The 16,285-nt window shown below is 69.7% G+C and carries 10 protein-coding genes; all 10 read right to left on the bottom strand.

Annotation, left to right across the window (positions count from 1 at the left end):
- Positions 1-11: 11 nt before the first annotated feature.
- The 10 genes from MSG_RS11540 to argC all read right to left on the bottom strand — a co-directional run bounded on the left by MSG_RS11540 (position 12) and on the right by argC (position 16,231).
- On the bottom strand, positions 12-6,392 hold the full coding sequence (locus MSG_RS11540; RefSeq protein WP_096439716.1) for a type I polyketide synthase: 6,381 nt from the start codon (positions 6,390-6,392) through the stop codon (positions 12-14).
- A gap of 94 nt (positions 6,393-6,486) precedes the next feature.
- Positions 6,487-7,548, bottom strand: a complete 1,062-nt coding sequence (locus MSG_RS11535; protein ID WP_096444380.1) for a type III polyketide synthase — start codon at positions 7,546-7,548, stop codon at positions 6,487-6,489.
- Positions 7,549-7,668: 120 nt separating this feature from the next.
- On the bottom strand, positions 7,669-9,078 hold the full coding sequence (gene argH / locus MSG_RS11530; RefSeq protein ID WP_096439714.1) for an argininosuccinate lyase: 1,410 nt from the start codon (positions 9,076-9,078) through the stop codon (positions 7,669-7,671).
- A gap of 64 nt (positions 9,079-9,142) precedes the next feature.
- Positions 9,143-10,348 carry an argininosuccinate synthase gene (locus MSG_RS11525; RefSeq protein ID WP_096439712.1) on the bottom strand — a complete coding sequence of 402 codons (1,206 nt, stop codon included), beginning with the start codon at positions 10,346-10,348 and terminating at the stop codon, positions 9,143-9,145.
- 31 nt (positions 10,349-10,379) lie between these two features.
- Positions 10,380-10,880 (bottom strand): arginine repressor, encoded by a 501-nt coding sequence (locus MSG_RS11520; RefSeq protein ID WP_096439710.1) that lies wholly within the window; start codon positions 10,878-10,880, stop codon positions 10,380-10,382.
- A complete protein-coding gene (gene argF, locus MSG_RS11515) occupies positions 10,880-11,803 on the bottom strand; it encodes an ornithine carbamoyltransferase (protein ID WP_096439708.1) in 924 nt (307 codons plus the stop codon). Before argF ends, MSG_RS11520 begins: the two co-directional genes overlap by 1 nt.
- Complete coding sequence (locus tag MSG_RS11510; RefSeq protein WP_096439706.1) at positions 11,800-12,996, bottom strand: acetylornithine transaminase; 1,197 nt, start codon at positions 12,994-12,996, stop codon at positions 11,800-11,802. The genes argF and MSG_RS11510 overlap by 4 nt, the downstream gene beginning before the upstream one ends.
- 42 nt (positions 12,997-13,038) lie before the next feature.
- The gene (gene argB, locus MSG_RS11505) at positions 13,039-13,929 is read right to left on the bottom strand and encodes an acetylglutamate kinase (RefSeq protein ID WP_096444378.1); all 891 of its coding nucleotides are present in this window, start codon (positions 13,927-13,929) and stop codon (positions 13,039-13,041) included.
- A gap of 47 nt (positions 13,930-13,976) precedes the next feature.
- On the bottom strand, positions 13,977-15,191 hold the full coding sequence (gene argJ / locus MSG_RS11500) for a bifunctional glutamate N-acetyltransferase/amino-acid acetyltransferase ArgJ (RefSeq protein WP_096439704.1): 1,215 nt from the start codon (positions 15,189-15,191) through the stop codon (positions 13,977-13,979).
- Positions 15,188-16,231, bottom strand: a complete 1,044-nt coding sequence (argC, locus tag MSG_RS11495) for an N-acetyl-gamma-glutamyl-phosphate reductase (protein ID WP_096439702.1) — start codon at positions 16,229-16,231, stop codon at positions 15,188-15,190. Before argC ends, argJ begins: the two co-directional genes overlap by 4 nt.
- Positions 16,232-16,285: the final 54 nt, after the last annotated feature.

Here is a 16,285-nt window from a genome sequence, read left to right as displayed (position 1 = left end):
TCCTGGGTGTCCTACGAGCCGAGTTCTTCGTCGAGGATGGCGAAGAGCTCGCTTTCGGTGGCCGTGTGGATGTCCTCGTCATCGGCTCCCTGCTGGTCGTGCGGATCCAGCTGGGCGCTGAGCGTGGTCAGCAGCGACTGGATGCGGGCGGTGAGGTGCGGCTTGTCTTCGGGCTGCCAGTCGGGCTGATTCAGCAGCGTTTGCAGCTCTCGAGTGATGTCGTTGAAGCGGGCCATCGCATCGGGCCGCTCGGCGGTGGCTGTGGGAACCGCCAGCCGGCCGTCGAGGTGCTCGGCCAGGACGATCGGGGTGGGATAGTCGAAGATCAACGTCGGTGACAGGGTCAGTCCGGTGGCGGTCTTGAGCCGGTTACGCAGTTCGACGGCGGTCAGCGAGTCGAAGCCGAGGTCCTGGAAGATGCTGCCGGCGTTGATGTCTCCGGCGTTGGGGCGACCGAGCACGGTGGCGGCATTGCGGCAGACCAGATCCAACAGCTCTCCGTGGCGCTGATCGGCGGACAGGCCGTGCAGGCGGGCGACCAGGCTGGTCATCGAGGCCGCCGTATCGGTGTCGTCGATGACGCGCCGGATGGGGCGGCTGGTCAGCTGGCTCAGCAGCGGCGGCAGCGACGCGGCGTTGTCGGCGAGGGCGCCGGGGTCGATGCGGGCGGCGACCGTCGTCGCACGCTCGGCGAGCATCGCCGTGTCGAACAGCCGCAGCGCCTGTTCGGTTGCCATGGGCGCGAGCCCGATTCGGCTCATGCGGGCCTTGTCGCGGTCGTCGAGGTGTTGGGTCATGCCGCTGGCTTGCTCCCACAGGCCCCAGGCCACCGACAACCCCGGCAGGCCGCGTGCGCGGCGGGCCGCGGCCAAGCCGTCGAGGAAGCTGTTGGCCGCCGCGTAATTGGCCTGGCCCGGCGAGCCCACGATGCCGGCCATCGACGAAAACAGCACGAAGGCCGACAAATCCAGATCCCGCGTCAACTCGTGCAGGTTCCACGCGCCGTCGACCTTGGCCCGCAACACCGTATCCACCCGCTGCGGCGTCAACGACGCGATCAACCCGTCATCGAGCACACCGGCGGCATGAAACACGCCCTTGAGCGGATACTGCGCGGGCAGCTCGGCGATCAGCTCGGCCACCGCGTCCCGGTCGGCCACGTCACAGGCGAGCACCGACACCTCGACCCCTGCCCCCTTCAGCCGGTCCACCACGTCGGCCACACCCGCACCGTCGGCGCCGCGGCGGCTGACCAACACCACATGGGCAACGCCATAGCGGGCGACAAGATGTTCGGCCAGAGCCGAACCCGCCATACCAGTACCCCCGGTGATCAGCACGCTGCCACCGGCCAAACTTCCGCCCGAACCCACAAGCTCCGCGTTGCCGGGACCGTCCGGCACGGTCAGGATCACCTTGCCGGTGTGACGGGCCTGGCTGACGAAACGATACGCCGCCGACGCCGACCGCACATCAAAAGCCTTGACCGGCAACGGCGTCAACACACCCGCATCGAACAACCCCAGCAACTCCGACAACATCGACGCGATGCGGTCAGGGCCCGCCTCCATCAGGTCGAACGCCCGATACCGCACGCCGGGAAGCATCGACGCGGGATCACGCAGGTCGGTCTTACCCATCTCGATGAACCGCCCGCCACCAACCAACAGCCGCAACGACGCATCCAGAAAATCCCCGGCCAGCGAGTTGAGCACCACGTCCACCCCCGCACCGCCGGTGGTCACCAAAAACTTCCGCTCAAACTCCGTGGTCCGCGTATCACCGATATGATCGTCATCAAAACCCATCGCGCGCAACGTGTCCCACTTACCACGACTCGCGGTGGCAAACACCTCGGCACCCCAATACCGAGCCAACTGCACCGCCGCCATCCCGACACCGCCGGTGGCAGCATGCACCAACACCCGCTCCCCGGCCCTCACACCGGCCAACACCGACAACCCATACAACGCCGTCAAAAACACCACCGGCACCCCAGCCGCCTGCGCCAGCGACCAGCCCGCCGGCACCGCAGTCACCAACCGGGCATCCACCACCGCCTCAGAACCCACCACACCCAGCAAACCCAACACCGCGTCGCCCACAGCCAGCCCGGTCACGCCGGAACCCACCTCGAGCACAACGCCCGCGCCCTCGGCCCCGAGTTCGCCGCCACCGGGATACATCCCCAACGCCACCAACACATCCCGGAAATTCACCCCGACCGCCCCCACGGCGACCCGGACCTGCCCGGGCGCCAGCTCGGCCGGCGCTGCCGGAACGACCACCAGATCCTCCAGCGTGCCCGCACCGCCGACGTCCATCCGCCAGCGCCCGGCGGGCAGTGCCGACACCGAACGCACCGGGGCCAGGCGGGCCGCATGGGCGACGCCCGAGCGAACCAGCACTTGCGGCTCACCACAGGCAATCACGTCGGTGACGTCGACCGTGCCGTCGGAGTCGACCAGCATCACCCGGCCCGGCTGCTCAGCCTGCGCCGAACGCACCAACCCCCACACCGCCGCGCCCGCCAGATCCGTGACCTCCTCACCGGCCAACCCCACCGCGCCGCGCGTCAGCACCACCAACGTCCGCGGCTCATCACCGGAAAGCCACGACTGCAACTCCACCAACGCCGCATGGCTAGCCGCATACACCGATGCCACCGTGTCCCCGGGACTCGGCTCCCACACCGTCAGGTCGTCGTTGCCAATCGCGTTGGGCAGCAAAGACACCGGTGACCACGTGACTTCCAACAGCCCGCCGCCGGCCCGCGGGGCCGCCGAAACCGCGGTGAGCTGGGCCGCCGAGACCGGCCGAACCACCAACTCGCGCACCGACAGAATGGGCAGGCCCGCGCCGTCGGCCAAGTCCACCGACACCGCGCTCACGCCGACCGGCGCGATCCGGACTCGCGCACGCGACGCGCCCGCCGCGTGCAGACAGACGCCCTGCCACGAGAACGGCAGCATCGTCTCGGCCTGGTCACCGACCACACCCATCGCGTGCAGCGCGGCGTCCACCAGCACCGGGTGGATGCCGAAGGAGTCGACCTTGACGCCGGCAGCCTCGGGCACGGCAACCTCGGCGAAGACCTCGTTGCCAAGCCGCCACATGGCCTGCAGCCCCTGAAACGCCGGGCCGTATTCGTAGCCGCGTTGCGTCAGCTGTTCATAGGCGTCGGCGACGTCCACCACGACCGCCCCGACCGGGGGCCACACCGACAAGTCGGCGGCCGGATCGGCCGACGCGGTGCTCAACACGCCCTCGGCATGCCGTACCCATTCCGAATCCGGCTGTGTGCCGCGGGAATACACCGAGACGGCCCGGCGACCCGAATCAGCGGCGGCACCCACCACGACCTGCACGTGCACCCCGTCGGCGGCCGGCAACAGCAACGGCGCCGACAGGGTCAACTCCTCGACCACCGTGCAGCCGACCTCGTCACCGGCCCGCAACGCCAGCTCCACAAACCCGGCGCCGGGAAACAGCACCACACCGGCGACGGCATGGTCGGCCAGCCACGGCGCGCCGCCGACGGACAGCGAGCCCGTCAACACCACCCCACCGGAATCCGGCCGCTCGACCACCGCCCCCAGCAGTCCATGCTCGGCGCCGGCCACGCCCACGCCGCCCAGGTCGCCGCCACCGATCTCCAATGGCGGCAACCAGAATCGCCGGCCGGTGAACGCATACGTTGGCAAGTCCACCTGACGACCCCCGGCGAACACCGAGCGCCAGTCCACCGCCACGCCCGCGACGTGGGCCTGAGCCGCCGACAGCCAGAACCTGTCCAGACCGCCGTCGTCGCGGCCAAGCGAGGGAATGACGACGCCGTCGTCGCCGACGGTGCCTTCGATGCCGGCCATCAGCACCGGGTGCGGGCTGGATTCGATGAACACCCGGTACCCGGCGTCACTCGCGGTGCGGACCGCCGCTTCGAATTGCACGGTCTGACGGATGCTGCGGTACCAGTATTCCGCGTCCAAGCCCGCGGTGTCGACGGCCGCGCCGGTGACCGTCGAGAAGAAGGTGACCGAGGACGAGCGCGGCTCGATGCCGGCCAGGGCCTGGGTCAACGGCTCACGGATCGCGTCGACCTGCGCCGAGTGCGAGGCATAGTCGACGTCGATGCGGCGGGCCCGCACCTGGGCGGCCTCACAACGCCGCATCAGCTCGTCCAGCGCGCCGACCTCACCCGATACGACGATCGCCGAAACACCGTTGACCGCAGCGATATTCAGGTGCTCGCCCGCCGGCGCCAGCAGCTCGTCCGCCTGCGATCGACCACACGCCAGCGAGACCATACCCCCGGCCCCCGACAGCTGCACCAGCAGCCGGCTACGCAGCGCCACCACCCGCGCGGCGTCTTCCAACGACAGCGCACCGGCCACGTAGGCCGCGGCGATCTCGCCCTGCGAATGGCCGATGACCGCATCGGGATGCACGCCCACCGAGCGCCACAGTTCGGCCAGCGACACCATCATGGCCCACAGAACGGGCTGCACCACGTCCACCCGATCGAGACCCGGCGCGCCGGGCGCGCCGCGGATGACGTCGATCAGCGACCACTGGACGTGCTCGCCGAGAGCCTTCTCACAACGGTTCAGATGCTCGGCGAATATCGGTGCGGTGTCGAGTAATTGGGCCCCCATCCCGCTCCACTGCGATCCCTGACCGGGAAACACGAACACGGTCTTGCCGGCCGGGCGGGCTCGGCCGGCCACCACGTTCGCGCCCGGCTCGCCGGCGGCCAGTTCGGCCAATCCGGCCGTCAGGTCGGCGCGGGCGCCGACGACGACGGCCCGATGCTCGAACACCGACCGCGTCGAGACCAGCGACCATCCCACGTCGGTCGCCCGGAGACCCGGATCGGCCTGCACACGGGCCAGCAACCGCTGCGCCTGACCGGCCAGCGCCTCGGGCGAACGGGCCGACAACGCCCACGGCACTACTGGCATCTCGTTATCTGTAGGTTTGCCAACGGTTTCCATGGTCGGCGCCTGTTCGAGAATCACGTGGGCGTTGGTGCCGCTGATCCCGAACGACGACACCGCCGCACGGCGTGGCCGATCGTGCGGCGGCCACGCCTGCCGCTCGGTCAGCAGGGAGACCGCGCCCGCCGACCAATCCACATGCGGCGTCGGCACATCCACGTGCAACGTCTTGGGCATCACGCCGTGGCGCATGGCCTGCACCATCTTGATGACACCGGCCACTCCGGCCGCCGCCGACGTATGGCCCATGTTGGACTTGATCGACCCCAACCACAACGGCTGATCGGCCGGGCGGTCCTGCCCGTAGGTTGCCAGAATCGCCTGCGCCTCAATGGGGTCGCCTAGGGTGGTGCCGGTTCCATGGCCTTCCACCAGATCCACGTCCGCCGTGCCCAACCGGGCGCTGGCCAACGCAGCGCGGATCACCCGTTGCTGCGCTGGCCCGTTGGGGGTCGCCAGCCCATTGGAGGCCCCGTCTTGGTTGACCGCCGAACCGCGCACCACCGCGAGCACCCGATGCCCCAACCGCCGTGCATCGGCCAGCCGCTCCAGCACCAACGCGCCGACACCCTCGGAGAATCCGGTCCCGTCGGCGGCACCGGCATACGCCTTGCACCGGCCATCGGGCGACAACGCGCGCTGCCGGCTGAACTCCACGAACATCGCCGGGGTGGCCATCACCGTCACGCCGCCGACCAGCGCCACATCGCACTCGCCCGAGCGCAGCGACCGCGCGGCCAGATGCAAGGCCACCAGCGACGACGAGCACGCGGTGTCCACCGACACCGCCGGGCCCTCCAACCCGAGCGAATAGGCGACCCGTCCGGAGGCGACGCTCAGCGTGGAACCGCGCAGCCCGTAGCGCTCCAGGTCGCCCGGGACGCGGCCCTGGCCGCCGTACGAACCGTGGAAGATGCCGACGAACACGCCCGTCGCCGTGCCGCGCAAGGTGACCGGGTCAATTCCGGCCCGCTCCAACGCCTCCCACGAGATCTCCAGCAGCAGCCGCTGCTGCGGGTCCATCGCCAGCGCCTCGCTGGGCGCGATACCGAAGAACGCGGCATCGAAATCGCCGACGTCCGAAAGGAACCCGCCGCTGCGAGTGTACGACTTGCCGGTCGCGTCGGGATCGGAGTCGTACAGCCCGGCCAGATCCCAGCCGCGGTCGGTCGGAAAATCCGACACGACGTCGCGCCCCTCGGCGACCATCTCCCACAGCGCCTCCGGGGAGTCCACTCCGCCCGGATATCGGCAGGCCATGCCCACCAACGCCACCGGCTCGGTCGCTTCCTCGGCGAGCACGGCGAGGTATTCGCGGTTTTCCCGCTTCAGCCGCTCGTTTTCCTTGAGCGACGCGCGCAGGGCCCTGACCAGCTCCTCAGGAGTGCTGTTCATGCAACCCGGCCTTTCGTATCGCCCCACCGAACGGGCGAAGCAGCGCAATCACGCGTCATTGCCTACGGGGTGAAACAGAGTCCACACGCTCGCATCAGTGCCAGCGCAACAACACGAGTTCGGAGCAGAAGCCGGGACCCATCGCGAGCATCAGGCCCGGGCTTCCGCTGTTCGGCTTCTTGGCGATGGTGTCGCGCAGCACGTGCAGCACCGACGCCGACGAGAGGTTACCGATCTCGCCGAGCGACCGCCAGGTCAGCTCCAAGGCATCGGGTGGCAGGCTGAGCGCCGCGTTGATCGCCTCGATGACCTTGGGACCGCCGGGGTGGCTGACGAACGCGCCGACGTCGGTCACGGTCAGGCCGTGCGCCCCGAGGAAGCCGGTGACGTCGTCCTCGATGTACTGCTCGACGACGGCCGCGACATCCTTGGACAGCACCAGCTCGAATCCGGTGGCACCCACGTCGTAGCCCATGGTGCGCAGCGAATCGGGGTAGAGATGGCTGCGCGAGTCGATGACGTCGGGGCCGCCGGCGCCGATCCGTTCGGCGCGACGATCGCCGGCGGCGACCACCGCTGCCGCGCCGTCAGCAAACAGGGCGCTGCCGACCAGGCCCGCCAGCGAGGGCTTGTATCCGGGGTAGGTCAGCGAGCACAGTTCCACCGAGATCAACGCGGCCGCGCCGTCGGGCGCACCGCGCAGGTAGTCGTTCAGCCGGGCGACGCCGGCCGCCCCGGCCACGCAGCCCAGCCCGAACAGCGGCACCCGCCGCACGTCGTCGCGCAGCCCGACCCGCCCGGCGATCCGGGCGTCGATGGACGGGATCGCCAGCCCGGTGACCGTCGTCGTGATCAGCACGTCCAGGTCGGCCGGCCGCAGGCCCGCCTCGTCCAGCGCCCCCATCAGCGCCTGGCAGCCCAGCTCGACGGCGTTGTCGATGTAGATCTGGTTGGCGACGCCGAAGTCGGTGAGCTCGGGGTAGCGCTCCAGCGGCATGACCAGGTGGCGGCCGTTGACCTTGGCGCTGGTGTGCAGCTGCCGGACGATGTCCTCGTAGCCCTCGAATTCGGGAATGCTGACGAAGAAGTCCGTGAGTTCGCGCTGCGAATAGCGATACGGCGGCAACGCACCAAATACACCTGCGATGACGCTCATGGATCCCACCCCTTGGGTATGCAAATCTGGGCTGAACGGTTCAACCGCTCGCTTTGAGCTGGAAGTTTAGTCGTCCTCGCAGGGCTGCGGCAAAGAATGGCCCAGACCGCAGGCCGCCGGCTAATTCAGTCGGTCGCGCAGCGCCGCGCTGGTCGCCAGCACCGCTTCGAGTTGGTCGGCCACCCGGCTCGGCGCCGTGCCGCCGCGGGCATCGCGGGATGCCACCGACCCCTCGATCGTCAGCACCTCGCGGACCTGCGGTGTCAGGTCGGGGCTGAGGGCCGCCAGCTCGTCGTCGGTGAGCTCCTCGAGGCCCACCCCGCGCCCCTCGGCGGTCCGCACCGCGGCGCCCGCGGCCTCGTGGGCGGAGCGGAACGGGACGCCTTGGCGGACCAGCCACTCGGCAATGTCGGTGGCCAGCGTGTAACCCGCCGGGGCCAGCGCCGCCATCCGCTCGACGTCGAAGCTGAGGCTGCCCACCAGCCCCGCCATCGCCGGCAGCAGCAGCTCCAGCTGGGCCACCGAATCGAAGACCGGTTCCTTGTCCTCCTGCAGGTCGCGGTTGTAGGCCAGCGGCTGGGCCTTCAGCGTGGCCAGCAATCCGGCCAGGTTTCCGATCAGCCGCCCGGACTTGCCGCGGGCCAGCTCGGCGATGTCGGGGTTCTTCTTCTGCGGCATGATCGAGCTGCCGGTCGACCACGAATCGTGCAGCGTGACGTAGCCGAACTCCGTCGAGCTCCACAGGATGATGTCCTCGGCCAGCCGGGACAGGTCCACGCCAATCATGGCGAACACGAAGGCGGCCTCCGCGGCGAAATCCCGGGCGGCGGTCGCGTCGACGGAGTTCTCGGCGGCCGTGGCGAAGCCCAGGTCCGCGGCGATCGCATCGGGGTCCAGGCCCAGCGACGAGCCGGCCAGCGCCCCGGAGCCGTACGGCGACACCGCCGCGCGCCGGTCGAAGTCGACGATGCGGTCGACGTCGCGCAGCAGCGGATGCGCGTGGGCCAGCAGATGATGGGCCAGCAGGATCGGCTGCGCGGCCTGTAGGTGGGTCTTGCCCGGCATGATCGCCGTCGGGTGGGCGGCGGCCTGGGCGGCCAGAGCGGCGACGACGTCCAGCGCCCCGGCGGCGACCAGGCGCACGGCGTCGCGCAGCCACATCCGGAACAGCGTGGCCACCTGGTCGTTACGCGACCGGCCCGCCCGCAGCCGCCCGCCCAGATCCGGCCCGACGCGGTCGATCAGTCCACGCTCCAGGGCGCCGTGCACATCCTCGTCGGTCGCCAACGGCGCAAAGCTGCCGTCGGCCACGTCCGCGGCGAGGCTGTCCAGGCCGGCCAGCAGGCCGTCGCGCTGGTCCTCGGTGAGCAGCCCGGCCCGGAACAGCACGATGGTGTGCGCCCGCGACGCCGTGATGTCGTAGGGAGCCAACACCCAGTCGAAGTGGGTGGACTTGCTCAGCGCGGCCAGCGCGTCAGCCGGCCCGTCGGCGAACCGCCCGCCCCACAGTGCCCCCTCGCGAGTGCTCACGCTGTCCCCCGCGAGCGTGCCTCCCGCGACGGCTCGACGGCGTGTCTCGTCGTGAAATTCACACTCACGCCTCGCTGGCCAGGTCCCGGCGCGACGCGATCTTCGACGACAACCCATGCACGTACACGAAGCCCTTCGACATGGACTGGTCGAAGCTGTCGCCCTCGTCGTAGGTGGCCAGGTTGAAGTCGTAGAGCGATTCGGCGCTGCGGCGGCCGTTGACCGCAATATGCCCACCGTGCAACACCATTCGGATTTCCCCGGACACGTGTTCTTGGGTCTTGGCGACGAAGCTTTCCAGCGCGACCTTCAGCGGCGAGTACCACAGCCCGTCGTACACCAGCTCGGCCCAGCGCTGGTCGGTGTGCCGCTTGAACCGGCCCAGCTCGCGCTCCAGGGTCACGTGTTCGAGTTCGGCGTGGGCGGTGATGAGCACCATCGCCCCGGGCGCCTCGTAGATCTCGCGGCTCTTGATGCCCACCAGCCGGTCCTCGACGACGTCGAGGCGCCCTACGCCCTGCGCGCCGGCGCGGGCGTTGAGCTCGACGATGGCCTCGAGAACCGACACCGGTTTGCCGTCGATCGTCACCGGCACCCCCCTGTCGAACCCGACGATCACCTCGTCGGGTGTGCTCCAGTTGAGGGTGGGGTCCTCGGTGTAGTCGTAGATGTCCTTGGTGGGCGCGTTCCAAAGGTGTTCTAGGAAGCCGGTTTCCACCGCACGGCCCCACACGTTCTGATCGATGGAGAACGGCGAGCGTTTGGTGACGTTGATCGGGATGGCGTTCTCCTCGGCGAACGCGATCGCCTTCTCCCGCGTCCATGCGTAGTCGCGGACCGGCGCCAGCACCTCGAGATCCGGTGCCAGCGAGGCGAATCCGACCTCGAAGCGCACCTGGTCGTTGCCCTTGCCGGTGCACCCATGGGCGACGATGGTGCCGCCGTGCTCGCGCGCGGCCGCGACCAGATGCTTGGCGATCAGCGGCCGGCTGATCGCCGACACCAACGGATAGCGGTCCATGTACAGCGCGTTGTTCAGGATGGTGGGCAGGCAGTAGCCCTGCGCGAATTCGTCGCGGGCATCGACGACGACGGCCTCGACCGCGCCGCAGTCCAGGGCCCGCTGGCGGATGAGCTCCATGTCTTCGCCGCCCTGGCCGAGGTCGATCGCCACCGCCACGACCTCCCGGCCGGTCTCCTTGCCGATCCAGCTGATCGCCACCGAGGTGTCCAGACCGCCGGAATACGCCAGGATGACGCGCTCTGACATCGATCAATCTCCAATCCGCAGCCGTGAGGCTTTACTTCAGGTTTTCCAACGTGCTGGCCAGCTCGGCGCCGGTCATCGGCTCCCGGGCCGCCACGAAGACGGTGTCATCGCCGGCGATGGTGCCGACGACGTACGGTAACGCCGCACGATCGAGTGCGCTGGCCAAATAATCGGCTCCGCCGGGCGGGGTCCGCAGCACGGCGAGGTTGGCGCTGGAGTCGGTGGACACCAGCAGCTCGCTCAGCAGCCGGGACAGCCGCGCGGTGCCGCCGGACACCCCGCGCACCGGGCTGCCGTCCTCGGGCACGACATAGACCCCCACGCCGCCGTCCGCGCCGCGCAGCTTCACCGCGCCGAGCTCTTCGAGGTCGCGCGACAGCGTGGCCTGGGTGACGTCGATCCCGTCGTCGGCCAGCCGGGCCGCCAGCTCACCTTGGCTGCTGATCGCCGACGACGACAGGATGGTGACGATACGAGCTTGCCGGCCGGCGCGGGTGATGTCGGAAACCGCCTTGGCGGCATTGCGCGTCATCAGGCGCGCTCCAGCAACCACACCAGCAGCGCCTTCTGCGCATGCAGCCGGTTCTCGGCCTCGTCCCAGACCACGCTGGCCGGCCCGTCCATCACCTCGTCGGTGATCTCATCGCCGCGATGAGCCGGAAGGCAATGCAGCACAATGGCTTCCGCGTCGGCCAGCCCGAGCAGCCGCCGGTTGACCTGGAACGGGCGGAACGGTGTGAGGCGGTCCAACCCGTCGCCCTCCTGACCCATCGACGTCCAGGTGTCGGTGACCAGGACGTCGGCGCCCGCGGCGGCCGCGTCGGGGTCGGCGGTCACCGTCACCGAGGCGCCGGTCGCCTGGGCGCGATGTTCGGCCGCCGCGACGAACGCCGGGTCAGGCGCAAAGCCCTCAGGAGCCGCGACGGTGACGTGGATGCCCGCGGTGACGCCGCCCAGCAGCAGCGAGTGGGCCATGTTGTTGGCGCCGTCCCCGAAGTAGGACAGCCGCAAGCCGCTCAGCGCGCCCTTGCGTTCGGCGATGGTCTGCAGATCAGCCAGCACCTGGCAGGGATGGAACTCGTCGGACAGCGCGTTGACCACCGGCACGGTCGCGACCGAGGCCATCGCGTCGAGCCGGTCCTGGCCGAAAGTACGCCAGACGATGGCGTCGACGTAGCGGGACAGCACCTGCGCGGTGTCCTGCAGCGTCTCGTCGCGGCCCAGCTGGGTGCTGCCGCTGTCGACGACGACAGGATGCCCGCCCAACTGGGCGATCCCCACCTCGAACGAGAACCGGGTGCGGGTGGAGTTTTTGTCGAAGAGCACCGCGACACCCCGCGGCCCCTCCAGGGGACGCCGGCTGAACGGGTTCTTCTTCAGCTCGGCGGCCAGCTCGAGGACCTCGGCCTGCTCGGCCGGCGACAGCGCGTCGTCGCGCAGGAAGTGGCGGGTCATGCCGGGCTCCCGACGGTGTCGAGGATCCCCGGCAGTGCGGTGACGAAGCTGTCGATCTGCGCATCGGTGATCACCAGCGGCGGCGCCAGCCGAATCACGTCGGGAGCGGGGGCGTTCACCAGGAATCCTGCGTCGCGGGCGGCGATCTCGGCGTCCTTGGCGCGCGGCGCCGTCAGCACCATTCCCCACAGCAGGCCGCGGCCGCGCAGGTGGTCGATCAGCGGATGGCCGAGCGCCTCGACGCCCTGGCGCAACGACTTGCCCAGCAGCTCGGCGCGGCGCACCAGATCCTCGGCGGCCAGCGTGCGCACCACCGCCAGCGCCGCCGCGGTGCACACCGGGTTGCCGCCGAAGGTGCTGCCGTGCAGTCCGGGGGTGAGCAGGTCAGCGGCGGGCCCGACGGCCAGCACCGCGCCGATCGGCAGGCCACCGCCGAGCCCCTTGGCCAGGGTCACTACATCCGGGGTGATGCCGTCGTGCTGGTGGGCGAAAAAGGCCCCGGTGCGCCCTATTCCGGTCTGCACCTCGTCGAGCACCAGCAGCGCGCCGTGCCGGGCCGTGATCTCGCGGGCGGCGGCGAGATAGCCCGCGGGTGGGACGACGACGCCACTCTCCCCCATGATCGGCTCCAGGAACACCGCCGCGGTCTGGTCGCCGACGGCGGCGGCCAGCGCGCCGGTGTCGCCGTAGGGCACGTGTGTGACGTACCCGGGCAGCGGCTCGAACGGCGCCTGCTTGGACGGCTGACCGGTCAATGCCAGCGAACCCATCGTCCGACCGTGGAAACCTTCTTGTGCGGCAACCAGTTTCGTGCGACCGGTGAGCCGGGACAACTTGAAGGCCAGCTCGTTGGCCTCGGTCCCGGAGTTGCAGAAGAACACCCGGGTCTGGCCGTCTGCGCCGAGCAGCGCGACCAGCTCCTCGGCGAGCGCCAACGACGGCTCGGTGGCGTAGAAGTTCGAGGTGTGTCCCAGCGTCGAAATCTGCTGCGTGACAGCCTCGATGACGGCGGGGTGGCGATGACCGAGCACATTGACCGCGATGCCGCCGAGCAGATCCAGGTAGCTGCGGCCGTCGACGTCGGTGACCACGGCGCCCTCACCGCTGGCCAGCGCCAGCGCCGGGGTGCCGTAGTTGTTCATCATCACGGCTTCCCACCGCGCCCGCATCGTGTCGGTGTTGCTCCTAGTCAATGGTGCCGCTCCTCAGCATCGCTGCGCTCTGCGTCGTCGTCGTCATGCGGGCACCACCTTGGTGCCGGTGCCCGCGTCGGTGAACAGCTCCACGAGCACGCAGTGCTCGACCCGGCCGTCGATGACGTGGGCGCTGGGCACACCCGCGGTCACCGCCCGTAGGCACGCCTCGACCTTCGGGATCATGCCGGTCTCCAGGCTGGGCAGCAGTTGTGCCAGTGTGGCGGTGTCGATTTCGCTGACCAGCGAATCGCGGTCCGGCCAGCTGGTGTACAGGCCTTCTACATCGGTGAGCATCAACAGTTTTTCCGCTCCCAGGGCTTCGGCCAACGCCGCCGCGGCGGTGTCGGCGTTGATATTGTGCACCACACCTTCAGCATCCGGCGCTAGCGTGGAGACCACCGGAATACGCTGCGCCGCGATGAGATCCAGCAGCGCCGCGGTGTTCACCGTGTCGACGTCGCCGACCAGGCCGATGTCGGTGGCCACGCCGTCGACGGTAACGCTGCGCCGAACCGCGGTGAATAGCTGGGCGTCCTCGCCGGTGATACCCACGGCGTAGGGGCCGTGCGCGTTGATCAGGTTCACCAGCTCGCGGCCGACCTGCCCGAACAACACCATCCGCGCCACCTCGAGCACTTCCGGTGTGGTGACCCGGAATCCGCCCTTGAAGTCGCCCTTGTCGATGCCCAGGCGGCGCAGCATGGCGGTGATCTGCGGTCCGCCCCCGTGCACCACCACCGGATGGACTCCGCAGTTGCGCAGGAACGCCATGTCAGCGGCGAATGCGTACCGCAGGCCGTCGTCGGTCATGGCGTTGCCGCCGTACTTGATTACGACGATCTTGCCGTTCAGTTGCTTGAGCCAGGGCAGCGCCTCGGCCAGCACCTGCGCCTTGACCTGGGTGGACAGCGCGTCGGTCGCCACGGTTATGCGCCGCTTCTCCTCATCACGTCGTTGTGCATCGTCGCCGGTGCGCGTCATGTGCTGTAGGCCGAATTCTCTTCGACGTAGGCGTGCGACAGATCAGTGGTCCGGATGCTGGCCTGCCCGTCGCCGAGCCCGAGGTCCACCAGGACGTCGACGTCGGGTGCCGAGAGGTCGACCTCGCGCGAGCCGGGGGCTCCCACGCCATTGACGCATACGGCAGAACCGTTGAACGACACGGTGATTCGATCGGGGTCGACGGTGACAGTCGGCGCGAGGCCGACGGCCGCGACCACCCGGCCCCAGTTGGGGTCCGATCCGAACATCGCGGTCTTGACCAGGCTGTCACGGGCGACGGCCCGGGCGGCCAGCAGAGCCTGGCCCTCGGACAGCGCCCCGGCCACGGTCACGGTCACGCGCTTGGTGACGCCCTCGGCGTCGGCCTGCAGCTGCACGCACAGGTCCTCGCAGACCCGCAGCACGGCGTCCTCGAGATCTGTTTGGGCCGGCGCGATTCCGCTGGCGCCCGACGCCAGCAACAGCACGGTGTCGTTGGTGGAACAGCAGCCGTCGATGTCGAGCCGGTCGAAGGTGCGGGCCGCCGCACACCGCAACGCCCGGTCGAGAGCCGCGTGGTCGGCGACCGCGTCGGTGGTCAACACGCACAGCATCGTCGCCAGCGACGGCGCCAGCATGCCCGCGCCCTTAGCCATGCCGCCGACCGTCCAGTTGTCCTGATGATGCAGCGCAACCTGTTTGGGCACGGTGTCGGTGGTCATGATGGCCTGCGCGGCCTCGTCGCCGCCGGACAGTCCGCCGGCCATCTCGTGCACGACCTGCGTGACGCCGGCCAGCACCTTGTCCATCGGCAGCCGGTCGCCGATCAGCCCGGTGGAGCAGACGGCGACCTCGATGGCCCCGGTCTCGGTGCCCCAGTCCGACAACGCCGCGGCGACCGCTTCCGCCGTGGCATGGCTGTCCTGGAATCCCCCCGGCCCTGTGCAGGCGTTGGCCCCGCCGGAGTTGAGGATCACCGCGCGCAACGCTCCGGTAGTCAGCACCTGCTGGCTCCACAGCACCGGCGCGGCCTTCACCTGGTTTTGCGTGAAGACCCCCGCCGCGGCGTAATCGGGTCCCTCGCTGAAGACCAGCGCCAGGTCCCGTGCCCCGGATTTCTTGATCCCGGCGGCGATCCCGGCCGCCCGAAATCCGCCCGGCGCGGTGACGCCCTGGGTGCGCACCAACCGTGCGGCCACCGCTTCACTCATGGCGCCACCCCGACAACCGAAAGTCCTTCCGTCTCCGGCCAACCCAACGCCAGATTCATCGACTGCACCGCGGCGCCGCCGGTTCCCTTGACCAGGTTGTCGATTGCCGCGATCGCGATGAACGTCTCGGCCTCCTCGTCGACCGCGACGGCGACGTGCGCGGCGTTGCTGCCGATTACCGAGCCGGTGCGGGGCAGCTGCCCCTCCGGCAGCAGGTGGATGAACGGCTCTGCATCATAAGCCTTTTCATAAGCCGCCCGCAGTTGCGACAGCGGTGTGCGGGTGTGCGCGGTGCAGGTGGCCAGGATGCCCCGGGACGTCGGGATGAGCACCGGGGTGAACGAGACGCTGACGTCGCGGTCGCTGACGGTCCGCAGGCCCTGAGCGATCTCCGGGGTGTGCCGGTGGGCGCCGGCGATGTTGTAGGCGCGCGCCGATCCGATGACCTCCGAGCCGAGCAGGTCGGTCTTGGCCGCGCGGCCGGCCCCGGAGGTGCCGCTGACGGCGACGACGGTCACCGCGGGGTCGACCAGGTCCCCGGCCACCGCGGGCAGCAGCGCGAGCAGTGCCGCCGTCGGATAGCAGCCGGGCACCGCGATGCGGGTGGCGCCGCGCAGCCGTTCCCGCGCGCCGGGCAGCTCCGGTAGGCCGTAGGGCCAGCTGCCCGCGTACGGCGACCCGTAGTACCGCTCCCACGCGGCGGCATCGGTGAGCCGGAAGTCCGCGCCGCAATCGATGACCACCGTTTCGGCGCCGAGCTGTTCGGCCAGCGCGGCCGAATGCCCATGCGGTAGGCCCAGAAACACGACGTCGTGACCACGCAGCACGGACAGCTCGGTGGGCTCGACCACGCGCTGCGCCAGCGGCGTCAGGTGCGGATGATGCTCGGCGAGCGTGCTACCGGCGCTAGCCGCCGCGGTCAGCGCGCCGATCGTCAGCCGTCCGTCGGCGTAGGCCGGGTGCCCGAGCAGTAGCCGCAGAATCTCCCCACCCGCGTAGCCGCTGGCACCGGCAACCGCCACCCTCATCACGTCGGCCATTCGGGCCATTCTGCATGGTTATGCAAAGGTTTGCAAATCCATGCCACCGACCGA

Source organism: Mycobacterium shigaense, assembly GCF_002356315.1.
Lineage (GTDB): Bacteria > Actinomycetota > Actinomycetes > Mycobacteriales > Mycobacteriaceae > Mycobacterium > Mycobacterium shigaense.
This window is presented reverse-complemented; position numbering and strand designations above follow the sequence as displayed.